Genomic DNA, 15,499 nt, shown 5'->3' with positions numbered 1-15,499 from the left:
CTTCGAGCCGAAAGGCCCCGCAGTCTTCGCGGGGCCTTTTTTATTTGGCCGCCGGGCGCATGTGCGTTCCGGCGACCGTCGCGCAACCGGCGTACGATCGGCCGAACGGCAGATTGTTCAAGCACGCCGGCGCGCGGCACAATAGCGGAAATACTGGGCGGAGTGACGAATGAAGTTCATTGACGAAGCACGAATCGAAGTCATCGCCGGCGACGGAGGCGATGGCAGCGCGTCGATGCGCCGCGAGAAATTCGTCCCGTTCGGCGGGCCGGACGGCGGCGACGGCGGCCGGGGCGGTAGCGTCTACGCGATCGCCGACCGCAACATCAACACTCTGATCGACTACCGTTACGCGAAGAAGCACCTGGCGCGCAACGGCGAAAACGGTCGCGGCTCGGATTGCTACGGCAAGGGCGGCGACGACGTCACGCTGCGCATGCCGGTCGGCACGATCATCAGCGACATGGATACCGGCGAGCTGATCGCCGACCTGACCGAGCACGACCAGCAGGTGATGCTCGCACAGGGCGGCGCCGGCGGCCTCGGCAACCTGCATTTCAAGTCGAGCACGAACCGCGCGCCGCGCCAGAAGACGGACGGCAAGCCCGGCGAGCGGCGCATGCTGAAGCTCGAGCTGAAGGTGCTCGCCGATGTCGGCCTGCTCGGCATGCCGAACGCGGGCAAGTCGACGTTCATCTCGTCGGTGTCGAACGCGAGGCCGAAGATCGCCGACTACCCGTTCACGACGCTCGCGCCGAATCTCGGCGTGGTGCGCGTCGGCCCGAGCAAGAGCTTCGTGATCGCCGACATCCCGGGGCTGATCGAGGGCGCAGCCGAAGGCGCGGGCCTCGGGCATCAGTTCCTGCGGCACCTGCAGCGCACCGGCGTGCTGCTGCATCTTGTCGATCTCGCCCCGTTCGACGAAAGCGTCGATCCGGTCGCGGAAGCGACCGCGATCGTCGGCGAGTTGCGCAAGTACGACGAGGCGCTCTACGAGAAGCCGCGCTGGCTCGTGCTCAACAAGCTCGACATGGTGCCGGAAGACGAGCGCGAGGCGCGCGTCGCGGATTTCCTCGACCGCTTCGGCTGGGACGGCCCCGTGTTCGAGATTTCGGCGCTGACGGGGCAGGGCTGCGAGGCGCTGTGCTACGCGATCTACGATTACCTGTCCGAGCATTCGGACGCGCATCGCGCGGCGGAGGCGGAAGATCTCGCGGCGGACGTGCGTTTCCGCGACGCGCCGCCTCCGAACGGCGGTGCAACGCCGGGCGACGACGCCTGAGCGGTTCCGGAACGCGCCGGGCGTGCCGCCCGGCGTCGGCGTTCAATCGCGCCCGGCCGGGCAGGCATCAGATACAGGAGACAGTGCGGGATGCGTTCGATCATCGCGGATTCGAAGCGATTGGTGGTGAAGGTGGGCTCCAGCCTCGTGACCAACGACGGCAAGGGGCTCGATCATGATGCAATCGGCCGCTGGGCCGCCCAGATCGCCGCGCTGCGCGTTCAGGGCAAGGAAGTCGTGCTCGTCAGTTCGGGCGCGATTGCCGAAGGGATGCAGCGGCTCGGCTGGAGCAAGCGGCCGCGGGAAATCGACGAGCTGCAGGCCGCCGCCGCAGTCGGCCAGATGGGGCTCGCGCAGGTCTATGAGAGCCGCTTCACCGAACACGACATCCGCACCGCGCAGATCCTGCTCACGCACGCCGACCTGGCGGATCGCGAGCGTTACCTGAATGCGCGTTCGACGCTGCTCACGCTGCTGCGTCTCGGCGTCGTGCCGATCATCAACGAGAACGACACGGTCGTTACCGACGAAATCAAGTTCGGCGACAACGACACGCTCGGTGCGCTCGTCGCGAACCTGATCGAAGGCGATGCGCTGATCATTCTGACCGACCAGTCGGGGCTGTTCACCGCCGATCCGCGCAAGGATCCGAACGCGACGCTCGTCGCCGAGGCCAATGCGGGCGCGCCGGAACTCGAGGCGATGGCGGGCGGTGCTGGCTCGAGCCTCGGCCGCGGCGGGATGCTGACGAAGATCCTCGCGGCGAAGCGTGCGGCGCACAGCGGCGCGAACACCGTGATCGCGAGTGGCCGGGAGTCCGACGTGCTCGTGCGTCTGGCGGCCGGCGAAGCGATCGGCACGCAACTGATCGCACGTACCGCGCGGATGGCGGCACGCAAGCAATGGATGGCCGATCACCTGCAGGTGCGCGGCCATGTCGTGATCGATGCGGGCGCGGTCGAGAAACTGACGGCCGGCGGCAAGAGCCTGCTGCCGATCGGCGTGACCGACGTGCAGGGCGCGTTCGCGCGCGGCGAGGTGATCGCGTGTGTCGGCCCCGACGGGCGTGAAGTGGCGCGCGGGCTCACGAACTACAGCAGCTCGGAAACGAAGCTGATTCAGCGTAAGCCGAGCGGCGAGATCGAGAGTGTGCTCGGCTACATGCTGGAGCCCGAACTGATCCATCGCGACAACCTCGTGCTGGTGTGACCGTCCGAGCCGGATCCGGCAACCAAACAAAAAGCCCGCGCGACGCGGGCTTTTTGCATGGTGCGGGACGGGGCCGGCGGCCTGTGGCGCGTACCGTCAGCGCAGCTGGCTCATCGCGGTGCGGTGAAACCGGATGTTCTCCAGGATCTGCTGGGTCGAGCCCTGCGGCATCTTGTTCGCGCAGAAGTAGTCCTGATAGAGCGACGAGTGGTACGCATTCAGTTCGCCGTTCTCGATGCGCCGCCAGTCGTTCTCGACCGTGCGGTCCCAGCCGTCGTGTTCCGAATTCAGGCCGGCATACTGCCGCCATTCGTAGGTGTCGCAGCGGATGCCTTCGTAATTTACATTGCGCGCACCGGCCGGGCTCGTGACGACGACGGCGTAGCGCACGACGCCATCGGTGCCGACCGCGAGCGACTTCGCATCGACGAAGAACTTGAGCGGCGTGTTCTGCGATACGTTGAACGGCAGCAGGTCACCCGTCTGCGGCAGCGGCGGCAGCGTGTCGACCGCGTTTTCCTTCCAGGTACCCTGGCGATCCAGCAGATACACGAACTCGCTGTCATCCTTGTTGGTCGGCGTCTTCGAATTCGCGCAACCGGCCAGCGCGGCCGCCGCGACAATCGATGCGAGCGCGAGAGCAATCGCTTTCAATATGCATTCCTCGTAAAAAAAGGGCGCGACACCAAGGTCGCGCCCGGTCATGCAGTCCGACTCGTCATTTGCCGACGATCACGTGGGGCGGCATCTCGTCGAGCGTGCTCGCTTCCACTTCGATCTCCGAACAGACTACCGATGTGTCGACAATCGTCAGCGTCTGCTGGGCCTGTGCGTCGATGACGCGCGGATAGCGCGACAGACGCGGCCCGCGCGGCTTTTCGGCTCGCTGCGCCGGGCGGCGCAGGAAGCGCGACAGTTCCGTCAGCGCCAACTGATAGACATCCCGCTTGAACTCGATCACCGCATCGAGCGGCACCCAGTACTCGTTCCAGCGCCACGCATCGAACTCCGGGTGATCGGTCGCGCGCAAGCAAATGTCGCAATCGCGTCCGACCATCCGCAGCAGGAACCAGATCTGCTTCTGGCCGCGGTAATGACCGCGTACTTCGCGTTTGATGAACTTGTCAGGCACCTCGTAACGCAACCAGTCGCGAGTGCGGCCGATTATCTTGACGTGTTCCGGATGCAGGCCCGTTTCCTCGTGCAGTTCCCGGTACATCGCCTGCATGGGGGTCTCGCCGTACTTGATCCCACCTTGAGGAAACTGCCAGGAATGCTCGCGGAGCCGCTTGCCCCAAAACACCTCGTTGCGCGCGTTCAAGAGGATGATGCCGACGTTCGGGCGAAAGCCTTCACGATCCAGCATACAACCACCTTCGAATCCTTTAAAATTGCTTTGATTATAAACAGATAACGGGCGCTGCGCACCGTGACGGAGCGAATCCGCGCGGGGCGCGCCGGCTGAATTGTCCCTGAATAGTCTGCTACGTCATCTGCGCCATCGTCGTTCGTCGCGCGCAGCTTTTTCACCTTGAAACTTTTTCGGGCGCCCCGCCTGGGGGCGCCGTTTTTGGAACCGTCCGCATGAAAGCTTCCCGTTTCTTTATCGGCACCCTGAAAGAAGCACCCGCCGACGCAGAGATCGTCAGCCACAAGCTGATGGTACGCGCCGGCATGATCCGTCGCGTCGCCGGCGGCATCTATAACTACCTGCCGGTCGGCCTGCGCTCGATTCGCAAGGTCGAGGCAATCGTGCGCGAGGAAATGAACCGGGCGGGCGCGATCGAGCTGCTGATGCCGGCCGTGCAGCCGGCCGAGCTGTGGCAGGAATCGGGCCGCTGGGAACAGTACGGCCCCGAGCTGCTGCGCTTCAAGGACCGCAAGGACAACGATTTCGTGATCGGGCCGACGCACGAGGAAGTCGTCACCGACATCGCGCGCAACCAGATCAAGAGCTACCGGCAGATGCCGGTGAATTTCTATCAGATCCAGACGAAGTTCCGCGACGAGATCCGTCCGCGCTTCGGCGTGATGCGTGGCCGCGAATTCATCATGAAGGACGCATATTCGTTCGACAAGGATGCGGCGGGCCTGAACGAGTCGTATCGCAAGATGTACGACGCGTATGTGCGCATCTTCACGCGCCTCGGTCTCGAATTCCGCGCGGTCGCGGCCGACAGCGGCTCGATCGGCGGCAACTTCTCGCACGAATTCCACGTGATCGCCGACACCGGCGAGGACGCGATCGCCTACTGCCCGACGTCCGAGTTCGCGGCGAACATCGAGGCGGCCGAAGCGCTGCCGCTGATTGCCGAGCGCGCCGCGCCGGCAGAAGCGATGGAAAAGGTCGCGACGCCGGGCAAGGCGAAGTGCGAAGCCGTCGCAGAACTGCTGGCCATCCCGCTCGAGCGCACGATCAAGTCGATCGTGCTCGCGACCGACAACGAAGGCGCCGAGCCGACCATCTTGCTCGTGATGCTGCGCGGCGACCACGACCTGAACGAGATCAAGGTATCGAAGCTGCCGGGCCTGAAGAACCACCGCTTCGCGACCGAGCAGGAAATCGTCGAGTGGTTCGGCACGCCGCCGGGCTACCTCGGCCCGGTCGGCACGAAGAAGCCCGTGAAGGTGATCGCGGATCGCACGGTCGCGAACATGAGCGACTTCGTCGTCGGCGCGAACGAGGTCGACTATCACATCGCGGGCGTGAACTGGGGCCGCGACCTGCCGGAGCCGGACGTCGCCGACGTGCGCAACGTGCAGAAGGGCGACCCGTCGCCGGACGGCAACGGCGTGATCGACATCTGCCGCGGCATCGAGGTCGGCCACGTGTTCCAGCTCGGCACCAAGTACTCGGAAGCGATGGGCGCGACGTTCCTCGACGAGTCGGGCAAACCGCAGCCGATGCTGATGGGCTGCTACGGCGTCGGCGTCACGCGCATTCTCGGCGCGGCGATCGAACAGAACTTCGACGACCGCGGCATCATCTGGCCCGAGTCGATCGCGCCGTTCGAGGTCGTGCTGTGCCCGATGGGCTATGACCGCAGCGAAATGGTGCGCGAGACCGCCGACAAGCTGTACGCGGAACTCGCCGCGGCCGGCATCGACGTGATCCTCGACGATCGCGGCGAGCGCCCGGGTGTGATGTTCGCCGACTGGGAGCTGATCGGCGTGCCGCATCGCCTCGTGATCGGCGAGCGCGGCCTGAAGGAAGGCAAGATCGAGTATCAGGGCCGCCGCGACGCCGAAGCGACGCTGCTGCCGGCCGACGCGGCCGCGGCGACGGTCGCGGAGAAGATCCGCGCCGCGCTCGCGCACTAAGCACGGCGACCGGGGGACACGATGGAATACACGTTCCTGTCGGCCACCGTGCTCCTGGTGCTGATCACCGATCCGCTCGGCAACATCCCGCTGTTCATTACGGCGATGCGGGACGTGCCGCGCGAGCGGCGCGTGAAGCTGATCCTGCGTGAAGTGGGGATCGCGTTCGTGATCCTGCTGTTCTTCATGGTGGTCGGCGACCGCTTCCTGCGGATGATGAGCCTCACCGACCTGTCGCTGCGGCTCGGCGGCGGGATCGTGCTGTTCCTGATCGCACTGCGGATGATCTTCCCGCATCCGGACGGCGCGCTCGGCAGCGATCCGCGCGCGGGCGGCGAACCGTTCATCGTGCCGCTCGCGATTCCGGCACTCGCCGGGCCGTCGGCGCTCGCGACGGTGATGCTGCTGACGTCGCAGGCGCCGGGCAAGATGTTCGAGTGGGTCGGCGCGCTGACGGTCACGATGCTCGTCTGTGCGATCACGCTGGTATTGGCCGAACGGATCCAGCAGTGGCTCGGCGAGCGGACGGTCGCGGCGTTCGAGCGGCTGATGGGCCTCGTGCTCGTCGCGATTTCGGTCGAGATGCTGCTGGCCGGCATCCGCGCGTTCGTGCACCAGCTGTAGGGCGGCGCGCGCACGAAAAAAAGCGGCGCTCCGGGAAACCGGAGCGCCGCTTTCTATTTATATGGCGGGCGGGGCGGCGATCAGACGTTCGTGGTCAGCGCGCGGATCGTCGGCAGGTTGCGCCAGTAGCCCTTCGCATCCATCCCGCAGCCGAACACGTAGCGGTCCGGCACCGAGAAGCCGCAGAAGTCGGGGTGCAGCGGTTTGGCCTTCGCGAGCGTCTTCTCGCACAGCACGGCCGACATGAAGCGCTGCGCGCCCATGTCGAGGATGCGGTCGCGGATCGCGGCCATCGTCTCGCCTTCGTCGAGGATGTCGTCGAGCACGAGCACGATCCGGTCCTTCACCGATTCGCGCGGCGCGACGCGCCAGTGCATCTCCGGGCTGCCCTGCGTCGTGTTGCGGTAGCGGGTCAGGTGGATGTAGTCGAATTCGAGCGGGAAATCGAGATGCGGCAGCAGCATCCCGGTAAACACCGCGGCGCCGCCCATCACCGAGAGAACGAGCGGGAACGCATCGCCGATCTCGGCGCGGATCGCGTCGGCCATCCGGGCGATCGACGCGTTGACGGCGTCGGCCGAGACGATCTCTTCGGAGTGGTCGAAAATGTGGAGGGCTTCTTCGCGGTTCATGTGTTCTGGCGGGCAGTCGGTATACAAATAAGGATGAAGCAGAACGGACGGCGCGCGCTACAGCAAAAACCCGCGCGCCGGCCGACGGGCGGAATCAGCGCATGCCGGGCATCATGCCCTTCAGGCCGCGCATCATCTTCTGCATGTTGCCGCCCTTCAGCTTCTTCATCATCGTACGCATCTGGTCGTACTGGTTCAGCATCCGGTTGACTTCCTGCACCGGCACGCCCGCGCCGGCCGCAATGCGGCGCTTGCGCGTCGCCTTGATGATTTCGGGTTTCGCGCGCTCGGCGGGCGTCATCGAGCTGATGATCCCTTCCATCCGGCGGATCTGCTTTTCGGCCTGGCCCATGTCGGCGCCGGCCGCCGCCTGCTGGAATTGCGCGGGCAGCTTGTCCATCAGCGACGACAGGCCGCCCATGTTCTTCATCTGCGAGATCTGCGCGCGGAAATCGTTCAGGTCGAAGTCGCCGCCTTTCTTGACCTTGTCGGCGAGCTTCTGCGCGGCCTGCACGTCGACGCCGCGCTGCGCTTCCTCGACGAGCGCGAGGATGTCGCCCATGCCGAGGATCCGGTTCGCCATCCGGTCGGGGTGGAACACCTCGAGGCCGTCGAGCTTCTCGGCGACGCCGACGAACTTGATCGGCTTGCCCGTGATATGGCGCACCGACAGCGCGGCGCCGCCGCGCGAATCGCCGTCGAGCTTGGTCAGCACGACGCCCGTGAGCGGCAGCGTGTCGTTGAACGCCTTCGCGGTGTTGACCGCATCCTGGCCGAGCATCGCATCGACGACGAACAGCGTTTCGGCGGGCTTCAGCGTGTCGTGCAGCGCGGCGATTTCCTGCATCATCGCTTCGTCGATGCCGAGGCGGCCGGCCGTGTCGACGATCAGCACGTCATGGTAGTGGCGCTTCGCCCAGTCGACGGCCGCGAGCGCGATGTCGACGGGCTTCTGGTCCGGCGTGGACGGGAAGAAATCGGCGCCGACCTGTTCGCTCACCGTTTTCAGCTGCATGATTGCGGCCGGGCGATACACGTCGCACGACACGGTCAGCACCTTCTTCTTGTACTTCTCGCGCAGCAGCTTCGCGAGCTTGCCGACGGTCGTGGTCTTGCCCGCGCCCTGCAGGCCGGCCATCAGGATCACGGCGGGCGGCGTGACAGCGAGGTTCAGCTCGGCGGCCTTGCCTTCGTAGTCGCCGCCGATCACGGCGGTCAGTTCCTTCTGGACCACGCCGACGAGCGCCTGACCCGGCGACAGGCTGCTGATCACTTCTTCGCCGAGCGCCTTTTCCTTGACCTTGGCGATGAATTCGCGGACGACCGGCAGCGAGACGTCGGCCTCCAGCAGCGCGAGACGCACCTCGCGGAGCATCTCCTGCGTGTTCGCCTCGGTGAGCCGGGCCTCGCCGCGCAGCGTCTTGACGACGCGCGCCATCCGTTGAGTGAGATTGTCGAGCATGGGGAGCGGTGGACAGTGGGGCCCGAAGGCGCGACGGAACCGAACAAAGGGAGCCGTCGCGGGAAGGGGGCCTAGTGTAAACTTCGAACATGGATATTGTACTGTATGCCCTCACCGCATTCCTGTACGGCGGCCTCGCCGTCGCAGGCTGGCGCACGCACCGCCAGGGTGCAACGCCGCTCGTCGCGAGCGTGCCGGCCGTGCCGGTTCCAGCGTCCGCCGCGTCCGGGATGAGCGGGGCCGGCCGCGCGCTGCTGTTCGCCGCGCTCGTTGCGCACGGCGTGCTGCTCCACATGACGATTTTTCCGAACGACGCGATGGTGTTCGGCTTCGCGTTCGCGCTGTCCGCGATGTTCTGGCTCGGCGCCGGCATCTACTGGATCGAGAGCTTTTTCTTCCCGCTCGACAGCCTGCGCCTGCTGGTGTTGCCGCTCGCGTGCGGCGCGTCGCTGCTGCCGCTGGTGTTCGGCGGCGTGCGGGTGCTTCCTTATGCCGCAGCGCCGCTGTTCAAGCTGCACTTCCTGATCGCGAACATCGCGTACGGCCTGTTCGCGATCGCCGCGCTGCACGCGATCCTGATGCTGATGGTCGAGCGGCGCCTGCAGTCGCTGCGCAACGGCGGGCGCGACGGCTCGACCGGCTGGATCGCGAGCTGGCTCGAAACGCTGCCGCCGCTGCTCACGCTCGAGAAGCTGCTGTTCCGCCTGATCGGCGCCGGCTTCGTGCTGCTCACGCTGACGCTCGCGTCGGGCATCCTGTTCAGCGAGCAGGTCGACGCGCGCGCGCTGCGGCTCGACCACAAGACCGTGTTCGCGATCCTGTCGTGGCTGATGTTCGGCGGCCTGCTGGTCGCCCGCAAGACGTCGGGCTGGCGCGGACGCGGCGCCGCGCGCTGGGTGCTCGTGTCGTTCGCCGCGCTGCTGCTCGCGTATGTCGGCAGCCGGTTCGTTTTCGAGGTGCTGCTGCACCGTTCCGTGGTTTGACCGCAGGTTTCCGATGCGACAGATTCTTCTCCTGATTCTTCTCTTCTTCGCTGGCTCGTGGCTCGCGCGCAAGGTGCGCCAGGCCCAGGAGCACGCGCAGGCGCGCACCGGCCGCGGCGCGGGTGACGACGGCGCGCGGGGTGCCGGCGCTGCGCGCCCGAACGGCGACACGCGGTCGCTGCCCGAGCCGATGGTGCGCTGCGCCGAATGCGGCGTGCATGCACCGAAGGGCGAAGCAGTCGTCGCGGGCGGCGAATACTTCTGCAGCGCCGAACACGCACAGCGCCACGCCGCGCGCGCGCGCGGTCACGACGCACGATGAGCGATGCGCCGCCGTTGTCGGTCGACGCGAACGGCTGGGTGCGCGAAGCGCGCCATGCGCCGTCGCCGAACTTCGAGGCGCGGCCCGCGGGTGCGGTGCCGACGCTCGTGGTCGTCCACAACATCAGCCTGCCGCCCGGCGAATTTGGCGGCGACGCGATCGAGGCGCTGTTCCTGAACCGCCTCGACTGCGATGCGCACCCCTATTACCAGAGTCACCTGCGCGGGGTGCGTGTGTCCGCGCACTTCCTGATCCGCCGCGGCGGCGAGCTCGTGCAGTTCGTGTCGTGCGACGAGCGCGCGTGGCACGCGGGCTCGTCCGAGTTCTTCGGTCGGGCGCGCTGCAACGATTTCTCGATCGGCATCGAGCTCGAAGGCGCGGACGACGTGCCGTTCGACGACGCGCAGTACGCGATGCTCGCCGCGCTTTCTCGCGCGCTCGCCGCGCGTTATCCGGTCGACGCGTTCGCGGGGCACTCGGACGTCGCGCCGGGCCGCAAGACCGACCCGGGCCCGCATTTCGATTGGCAACGCTTCGCGAGCGATGCCGGGTTTTCCGCCGAATACTTTCCTTTCCGTCAGCACTGATCGCGGGGTTTTTTGACCGGAGAAAGTTTTTTCTCCGACCAATGCCTTGTCGTGTCGGCGCGTGCGCGATGTCAAGACCTCTATCGCAAATTATCCGTTTTGACGTCGTCCGAATGTCCACTATACTTGGTGCCAGTTGAGCAGTTCTGCACTAGATATAGTGTGTGTCGCAGGGGAAACCCGAGCGGCACCGGCCGGCGGGCAACGCCGGCGGACAGGGTTCTCAGGGCGGCGCGTCAGGCCGGGCGGTCCGGGCGTCGCGATCAGCGCAGCGAACTTCGACGGGGTAGGGTACACATGACGAAGCACACGACCGGCTCGGTTGTCGCGCATCGACCGAACCGGCTTCCCCGGCGCATCGCTCGCCTCTTACCGCTCGCGCACCGCATTGCGCAGCGTTCGTTTTAATCCGCGGTTCTCTCCGCACCATCCAACACCAGGAGCTTTGCACATGCAAACCACCGACAACGCGACGTCCCAGTACGAGAGCGCCTCGAGCCGTCCGCTCGGCGGGACCGAACAGGGCGCGCAAGCGCTCGCGCCGCAGGCCACGTTCGCCGACTACAAGGTGATCCGCCGCAACGGCAGCGTGGTGTCGTTCGAGCCTTCGAAGATCGCGATCGCGGTGACCAAGGCTTTCCTGGCCGTCAACGGCGGGCAGGGCGCGGCATCGGCGCGCGTGCGCGAGCAGGTCGAACAGCTGACGCACAACGTCGTGCGCGCGCTCGTGCGCAGCCGCCCGAACGGCGGTACGTTCCATATCGAAGACATCCAGGATCAGGTCGAACTCGCGCTGATGCGCGGCGGCGAGCACAACGTCGCGCGTGCGTACGTGCTGTATCGCGAGAAGCGTCACCTCGAGCGCCAGCATGCGGGCGAGGAAGCAGCTGCGGCAGGCGGCGAGTCGAGCACCGGCATCAACGTCGTCGACAACGGCGTCTCGCGTCCGCTCGACCTGAACGCGCTGCGCGCGCTGATCGTGTCGTCGTGCGATGGCCTCGGCGCTGCGGTTAACCCTGAGCCGATCGTCGCGGAGACGGTGAAGAACCTGTACGACGGCGTGCCGATGAGCCAGGTCTACGACTCGGCGATCCTCGCTGCGCGCACGATGATCGAGAAGGACCCGGCATACAGCCAGGTCACGGCCCGCATCCTGCTGCACACGATCCGCCGCGAGATCCTCGGCGAGGAAGTCCTGCAGGCCGAGATGTCGGCCCGCTACGCGGAATATTTCCCGCAGTTCCTGAAGCGCGGCGTCGACGCTGGCCTGCTCGACGACAAGCTGCTGCAGTTCGACCTGAAGCGCCTCGGCGAAGCGCTCGATGCGAACCGCGACCTGCAGTTCGGCTATCTCGGCCTGCAGACGCTGTACGACCGCTACTTCCTGCACGTCGAAGGCACCCGCATCGAAATGCCGCAGGCTTTCTTCATGCGTGTTGCGATGGGCCTGTCGCTGAACGAGATCGACCGCGAAACGCGCGCGATCGAGTTCTACAACGTGCTGTCGAGCTTCGACTTCATGAGCTCGACGCCGACGCTGTTCAACTCGGGCACCCACCGCTCGCAACTGTCGTCGTGCTACCTGACGACGGTCGCGGACGATCTCGACGGCATCTATGAAGCGCTGAAGGAAAACGCGCTGCTGTCGAAGTTCGCCGGCGGTCTCGGCAACGACTGGACGCGCGTGCGCGCACTCGGCTCGCATATCAAGGGCACGAACGGCAAGTCGCAAGGCGTGGTCCCGTTCCTGAAGGTCGTGAACGACACGGCCGTCGCGGTCAATCAGGGCGGCAAGCGCAAGGGCGCGGTCTGCGCGTACCTCGAATCCTGGCACCTCGACATCGAGGAGTTCCTCGAGCTGCGCAAGAACACGGGCGACGATCGCCGCCGTACGCATGACATGAACACGGCGAACTGGATTCCCGACCTGTTCATGAAGCGCGTGATGGAAGGCGCCGACTGGACGTTGTTCTCGCCGTCGACCTGCCCGGACCTGCACGACAAGTTCGGCGCCGATTTCGAGAAGGCTTACACGGCTTACGAAGAGAAGGTCGCGCGCGGCGAGATCAAGCTGTTCAAGAAGATCCCGGCGGCGCAGCTCTGGCGCAAGATGCTCGGCATGCTGTTCGAGACGGGCCACCCGTGGATCACGTTCAAGGATCCGTGCAACGTGCGCTCGCCGCAGCAGCACGTCGGCGTCGTCCACTCGTCGAACCTGTGCACGGAAATCACGCTGAACACGAGCGACACCGAAATCGCGGTGTGCAACCTCGGCTCGGTGAACCTGGTCGCTCACCTGGTGAAGCAGGCCGACGGCAGCTACGCGCTCGACCACGACAAGCTGAAGCGCACGATCAGCGTCGCGATGCGCATGCTCGACAACGTGATCGACATCAACTACTACGCGGTGCCGAAGGCGCGTAACTCGAACCTGAAGCACCGCCCGGTCGGCATGGGCATCATGGGCTTCCAGGACTGCCTGCACCTGCTGCGCACGCCGTACGCGTCGGAAGCTGCGGTCGAGTTCGCCGACCGTTCGATGGAAGCCGTCTGCTACTACGCGTACCACGCGTCGACCGAACTGGCCGAGGAACGCGGCCGCTACTCGAGCTACCGCGGCTCGCTGTGGGATCGCGGCATCCTCCCGCAGGACACGCTGAAGCTGCTGGCCGAAGCGCGCGGCGGCTACGTCGAGGTCGACACGTCCGAGTCGCTCGACTGGACGACGCTGCGTTCGCGGATTGCCGCGCACGGCATGCGCAACTCGAACTGCGTCGCGATCGCGCCGACGGCGACGATCTCGAACATCATCGGCGTGTCGGCATGCATCGAGCCGACCTTCCAGAACCTGTACGTGAAGTCGAACCTGTCGGGCGAATTCACGGTGGTGAACGAGTACCTCGTTCGCGACCTGAAGGAACGCGGCCTGTGGGACGAAGTGATGGTCGCCGACCTGAAGTACTTCGACGGCATGCTGTCGCGCATCGACCGCATCCCGGCCGACCTGCGCGCGATCTACGCGACCGCGTTCGAAGTCGACCCGACGTGGCTGGTCGAAGCAGCATCGCGTCGCCAGAAGTGGATCGACCAGGCGCAGTCGCTGAACATCTACATGGGTGGTGCGTCGGGCAAGAAGCTCGACGAGGTCTACAAGCTCGCATGGTTGCGCGGCCTGAAGACGACCTACTACCTCCGCACGATGGCGGCGACGCACGTCGAGAAGTCGACGGTCGCACACGGCGCGCTGAACGCGGTGCCGACGGGGGGCGGTTCGAGCGGCGGCGGCGCGCAAGGCGCGGCAGGCGGCTTCGGTGCGGCGGGTGGCGATGCGTCGTCGGGCGCGATCGGTGCAGCGGCGGCACTCGCGCCGGTCGAGGCGGACGGTCCGGTGTGCACGATGCGTCCGGGCGATCCGGGCTTCGACGAATGCGAAGCGTGCCAATAACGCAGCGCGCTTGACCTGAAGATGTGCCGGGCGGCGCGCACGATGACCGATCGAGGTTGAAGTGTGCGCCGCTCTCAACTAAAAAAATGATAAGGAATCTGTAACGCGGCACCGGCGTTGCAGGCAGTGACAAGCGATCGAAACATCCCCGACGACGTCGCGTTTCGATCAGCGTTCGATGCGTCGAGCGCACCTCGCGATACACGCGCGACACACGTCGCGCTCTGCATGAACGACGATGCGTTGCTCAAAGTGTTGTATCGAGGTCGCAACGCGAATCGAAAAAAGGATTTTTCGTGAGCGAACCCTTTTATCGCTCAGGAAAAGATGGTACAAACCGTTCTAAATTGATGGTGAGAATTTATGCTCAACTGGGATGACGAGAAGACTGCCGTAACTCCCGCGAGCGGAGCGCAGCACAATGCGATGCGCGCCCCCGCAGGAGTGGCTGTCGGAATGCAGGCTGCGTCGCCTGCCGCCCATCAGGTCCGCGACATTTTCGAAGGCGATCTCGCGGTGCCTCCGCAAGCATCGGCTGTTCCCGCCGGCGGTTCGGAAGCGCGGGTCAATGTCGCCGACAAGCGCATCATCAACGGCCAGACTGACGTCAATCAGCTGGTGCCGTTCAAGTACAAGTGGGCGTGGGAAAAGTATCTGGCCGGTTGCGCGAACCACTGGATGCCGCAGGAAATCAACATGTCCCGCGACATCGCTCTGTGGAAGGACCCGAACGGTCTGACCGAGGACGAGCGCCGCATCGTGAAGCGCAACCTCGGCTTCTTCGTGACGGCCGATTCGCTCGCGGCGAACAACATCGTGCTCGGCACGTACCGCCACATCACGGCGCCCGAGTGCCGGCAGTTCCTGCTGCGCCAGGCGTTCGAAGAGGCGATCCACACGCACGCGTACCAATATATTGTCGAATCGCTCGGTCTCGACGAAGGCGAGATCTTCAACGCGTACCACGAGGTCGCGTCGATCCGCGCGAAGGACGAATTCCTGATCCCGTTCATCCACACGCTGACGGACCCGGCCTTCAAGACCGGCACGCTCGAAGCGGATCAGAAGTTGCTGAAGTCGCTGATCGTGTTTGCCTGCATCATGGAAGGCCTGTTCTTCTATGTCGGGTTTACGCAGATCCTCGCACTCGGCCGCCAGAACAAGATGACGGGTGCTGCAGAGCAATATCAGTACATCCTGCGCGACGAGTCGATGCACTGCAACTTCGGCATCGACCTGATCAACCAGATCAAGCTCGAGAACCCGCATCTCTGGACCACGGAATTCCGCGCCGAGATTCGCGAGCTGTTCAAGCAGGCTGTCGAACTCGAATACCGCTACGCCGAGGACACGATGCCGCGCGGCGTGCTGGGTTTGAACGCGTCGATGTTCAAGAGCTATCTGCGCTTCATCAGCAACCGCCGTTGCCAGCAGATCGGCCTCGATCCGCTGTACCCGAACGAGGAAAACCCGTTCCCGTGGATGAGCGAGATGATCGACCTGAAGAAGGAGCGCAACTTCTTCGAGACGCGTGTGATCGAGTATCAGACGGGGGGCGCGCTGTCCTGGGAATGACCCGCAGCAGCGAACCCGTTACATGATGGAGCAGCCGGTGGCCTCTCGGCCCCGGCC

Annotated in this window: 13 protein-coding genes; 9 read left to right on the top strand and 4 right to left on the bottom strand. The window is 65.3% G+C overall.

Annotated elements, in window-relative coordinates; genetic code table 11:
* Window positions 1-169: 169 nt before the first annotated feature.
* Complete coding sequence (obgE, locus tag OEJ37_RS30745) at window positions 170-1,282, top strand: GTPase ObgE (RefSeq protein ID WP_152858933.1); 1,113 nt, start codon at window positions 170-172, stop codon at window positions 1,280-1,282.
* 90 nt (window positions 1,283-1,372) lie between these two features.
* Complete coding sequence (gene proB / locus OEJ37_RS30740; RefSeq protein WP_174420908.1) at window positions 1,373-2,491, top strand: glutamate 5-kinase; 1,119 nt, start codon at window positions 1,373-1,375, stop codon at window positions 2,489-2,491.
* Window positions 2,492-2,587: 96 nt separating this feature from the next.
* Here the strand turns inward: proB and OEJ37_RS30735 are convergent, their stop codons facing one another.
* The gene (locus tag OEJ37_RS30735; RefSeq protein ID WP_174420909.1) at window positions 2,588-3,196 is read right to left on the bottom strand and encodes a CNP1-like family protein; all 609 of its coding nucleotides are present in this window, start codon (window positions 3,194-3,196) and stop codon (window positions 2,588-2,590) included.
* A gap of 13 nt (window positions 3,197-3,209) precedes the next feature.
* The gene (locus tag OEJ37_RS30730) at window positions 3,210-3,857 is read right to left on the bottom strand and encodes an RNA pyrophosphohydrolase (protein ID WP_152858939.1); all 648 of its coding nucleotides are present in this window, start codon (window positions 3,855-3,857) and stop codon (window positions 3,210-3,212) included.
* Between the two features lie 218 nt (window positions 3,858-4,075).
* On the opposite strand from OEJ37_RS30730, the gene OEJ37_RS30725 reads away from it, so the two are divergent.
* Together OEJ37_RS30725 and OEJ37_RS30720 are read left to right on the top strand one after the other, a co-directional pair.
* Window positions 4,076-5,812, top strand: coding sequence for a proline--tRNA ligase (locus tag OEJ37_RS30725; RefSeq protein ID WP_263348513.1), 1,737 nt, complete (start codon window positions 4,076-4,078; stop codon window positions 5,810-5,812).
* A gap of 21 nt (window positions 5,813-5,833) precedes the next feature.
* Window positions 5,834-6,436: a MarC family protein gene (locus OEJ37_RS30720; RefSeq protein WP_174420911.1), complete on the top strand. Its 603-nt coding sequence runs from the start codon at window positions 5,834-5,836 to the stop codon at window positions 6,434-6,436.
* Between the two features lie 80 nt (window positions 6,437-6,516).
* On the opposite strand, the gene OEJ37_RS30715 is transcribed toward OEJ37_RS30720, so the two are convergent.
* Together OEJ37_RS30715 and ffh are read right to left on the bottom strand one after the other, a co-directional pair.
* Window positions 6,517-7,068 carry a hypoxanthine-guanine phosphoribosyltransferase gene (locus tag OEJ37_RS30715; RefSeq protein WP_047899742.1) on the bottom strand — a complete coding sequence of 184 codons (552 nt, stop codon included), beginning with the start codon at window positions 7,066-7,068 and terminating at the stop codon, window positions 6,517-6,519.
* A gap of 94 nt (window positions 7,069-7,162) precedes the next feature.
* Window positions 7,163-8,530 (bottom strand): signal recognition particle protein, encoded by a 1,368-nt coding sequence (gene ffh / locus OEJ37_RS30710; RefSeq protein ID WP_174420912.1) that lies wholly within the window; start codon window positions 8,528-8,530, stop codon window positions 7,163-7,165.
* An 89-nt stretch (window positions 8,531-8,619) separates the two neighbouring features.
* Between ffh and OEJ37_RS30705 the strand changes: the two genes are divergently transcribed.
* From OEJ37_RS30705 to OEJ37_RS30685, 5 genes are all read left to right on the top strand, one after another.
* A complete protein-coding gene (locus OEJ37_RS30705) occupies window positions 8,620-9,513 on the top strand; it encodes an inner membrane protein YpjD (RefSeq protein WP_034182665.1) in 894 nt (297 codons plus the stop codon).
* A gap of 13 nt (window positions 9,514-9,526) precedes the next feature.
* On the top strand, window positions 9,527-9,835 hold the full coding sequence (locus OEJ37_RS30700) for a PP0621 family protein (RefSeq protein WP_263348509.1): 309 nt from the start codon (window positions 9,527-9,529) through the stop codon (window positions 9,833-9,835).
* A complete protein-coding gene (ampD, locus tag OEJ37_RS30695; RefSeq protein ID WP_174420914.1) occupies window positions 9,832-10,422 on the top strand; it encodes a 1,6-anhydro-N-acetylmuramyl-L-alanine amidase AmpD in 591 nt (196 codons plus the stop codon). The genes OEJ37_RS30700 and ampD overlap by 4 nt, the downstream gene beginning before the upstream one ends.
* Before the next feature lie 451 nt (window positions 10,423-10,873).
* Entirely contained in the window at window positions 10,874-13,867 is a 2,994-nt protein-coding gene (locus OEJ37_RS30690) for a ribonucleoside-diphosphate reductase subunit alpha (protein WP_174420915.1), read from the top strand.
* A gap of 363 nt (window positions 13,868-14,230) precedes the next feature.
* Window positions 14,231-15,442 (top strand): ribonucleotide-diphosphate reductase subunit beta, encoded by a 1,212-nt coding sequence (locus tag OEJ37_RS30685; RefSeq protein ID WP_152858957.1) that lies wholly within the window; start codon window positions 14,231-14,233, stop codon window positions 15,440-15,442.
* The last annotated feature ends 57 nt before the right edge of the window (window positions 15,443-15,499 follow it).

This window comes from Burkholderia sp. BKH01, from assembly GCF_025685725.1.
Taxonomy (GTDB): Bacteria; Pseudomonadota; Gammaproteobacteria; order Burkholderiales; family Burkholderiaceae; genus Burkholderia; species Burkholderia pyrrocinia_C.
Note: the sequence above shows the minus strand (reverse complement) of the source record. Positions and strands in the feature narration are given on the sequence as shown.

Excerpts from the sequence above, each read along its gene's own strand:
- obgE (WP_152858933.1), top strand. The coding sequence starts at position 170 with ATGAAGTTCATTGACGAAGCACGAATCGAAGTCATCGCCGGCGACGGA.
- proB (WP_174420908.1), top strand. The coding sequence starts at position 1,373 with ATGCGTTCGATCATCGCGGATTCGAAGCGATTGGTGGTGAAGGTGGGC.
- OEJ37_RS30735 (WP_174420909.1), bottom strand. The coding sequence starts at position 3,196 with ATGACCGGGCGCGACCTTGGTGTCGCGCCCTTTTTTTACGAGGAATGC.
- OEJ37_RS30730 (WP_152858939.1), bottom strand. The coding sequence starts at position 3,857 with ATGCTGGATCGTGAAGGCTTTCGCCCGAACGTCGGCATCATCCTCTTG.
- OEJ37_RS30725 (WP_263348513.1), top strand. The coding sequence starts at position 4,076 with ATGAAAGCTTCCCGTTTCTTTATCGGCACCCTGAAAGAAGCACCCGCC.
- OEJ37_RS30720 (WP_174420911.1), top strand. The coding sequence starts at position 5,834 with ATGGAATACACGTTCCTGTCGGCCACCGTGCTCCTGGTGCTGATCACC.
- OEJ37_RS30715 (WP_047899742.1), bottom strand. The coding sequence starts at position 7,068 with ATGAACCGCGAAGAAGCCCTCCACATTTTCGACCACTCCGAAGAGATC.
- ffh (WP_174420912.1), bottom strand. The coding sequence starts at position 8,530 with ATGCTCGACAATCTCACTCAACGGATGGCGCGCGTCGTCAAGACGCTG.
- OEJ37_RS30705 (WP_034182665.1), top strand. The coding sequence starts at position 8,620 with ATGGATATTGTACTGTATGCCCTCACCGCATTCCTGTACGGCGGCCTC.
- OEJ37_RS30700 (WP_263348509.1), top strand. The coding sequence starts at position 9,527 with ATGCGACAGATTCTTCTCCTGATTCTTCTCTTCTTCGCTGGCTCGTGG.
- ampD (WP_174420914.1), top strand. The coding sequence starts at position 9,832 with ATGAGCGATGCGCCGCCGTTGTCGGTCGACGCGAACGGCTGGGTGCGC.
- OEJ37_RS30690 (WP_174420915.1), top strand. The coding sequence starts at position 10,874 with ATGCAAACCACCGACAACGCGACGTCCCAGTACGAGAGCGCCTCGAGC.
- OEJ37_RS30685 (WP_152858957.1), top strand. The coding sequence starts at position 14,231 with ATGCTCAACTGGGATGACGAGAAGACTGCCGTAACTCCCGCGAGCGGA.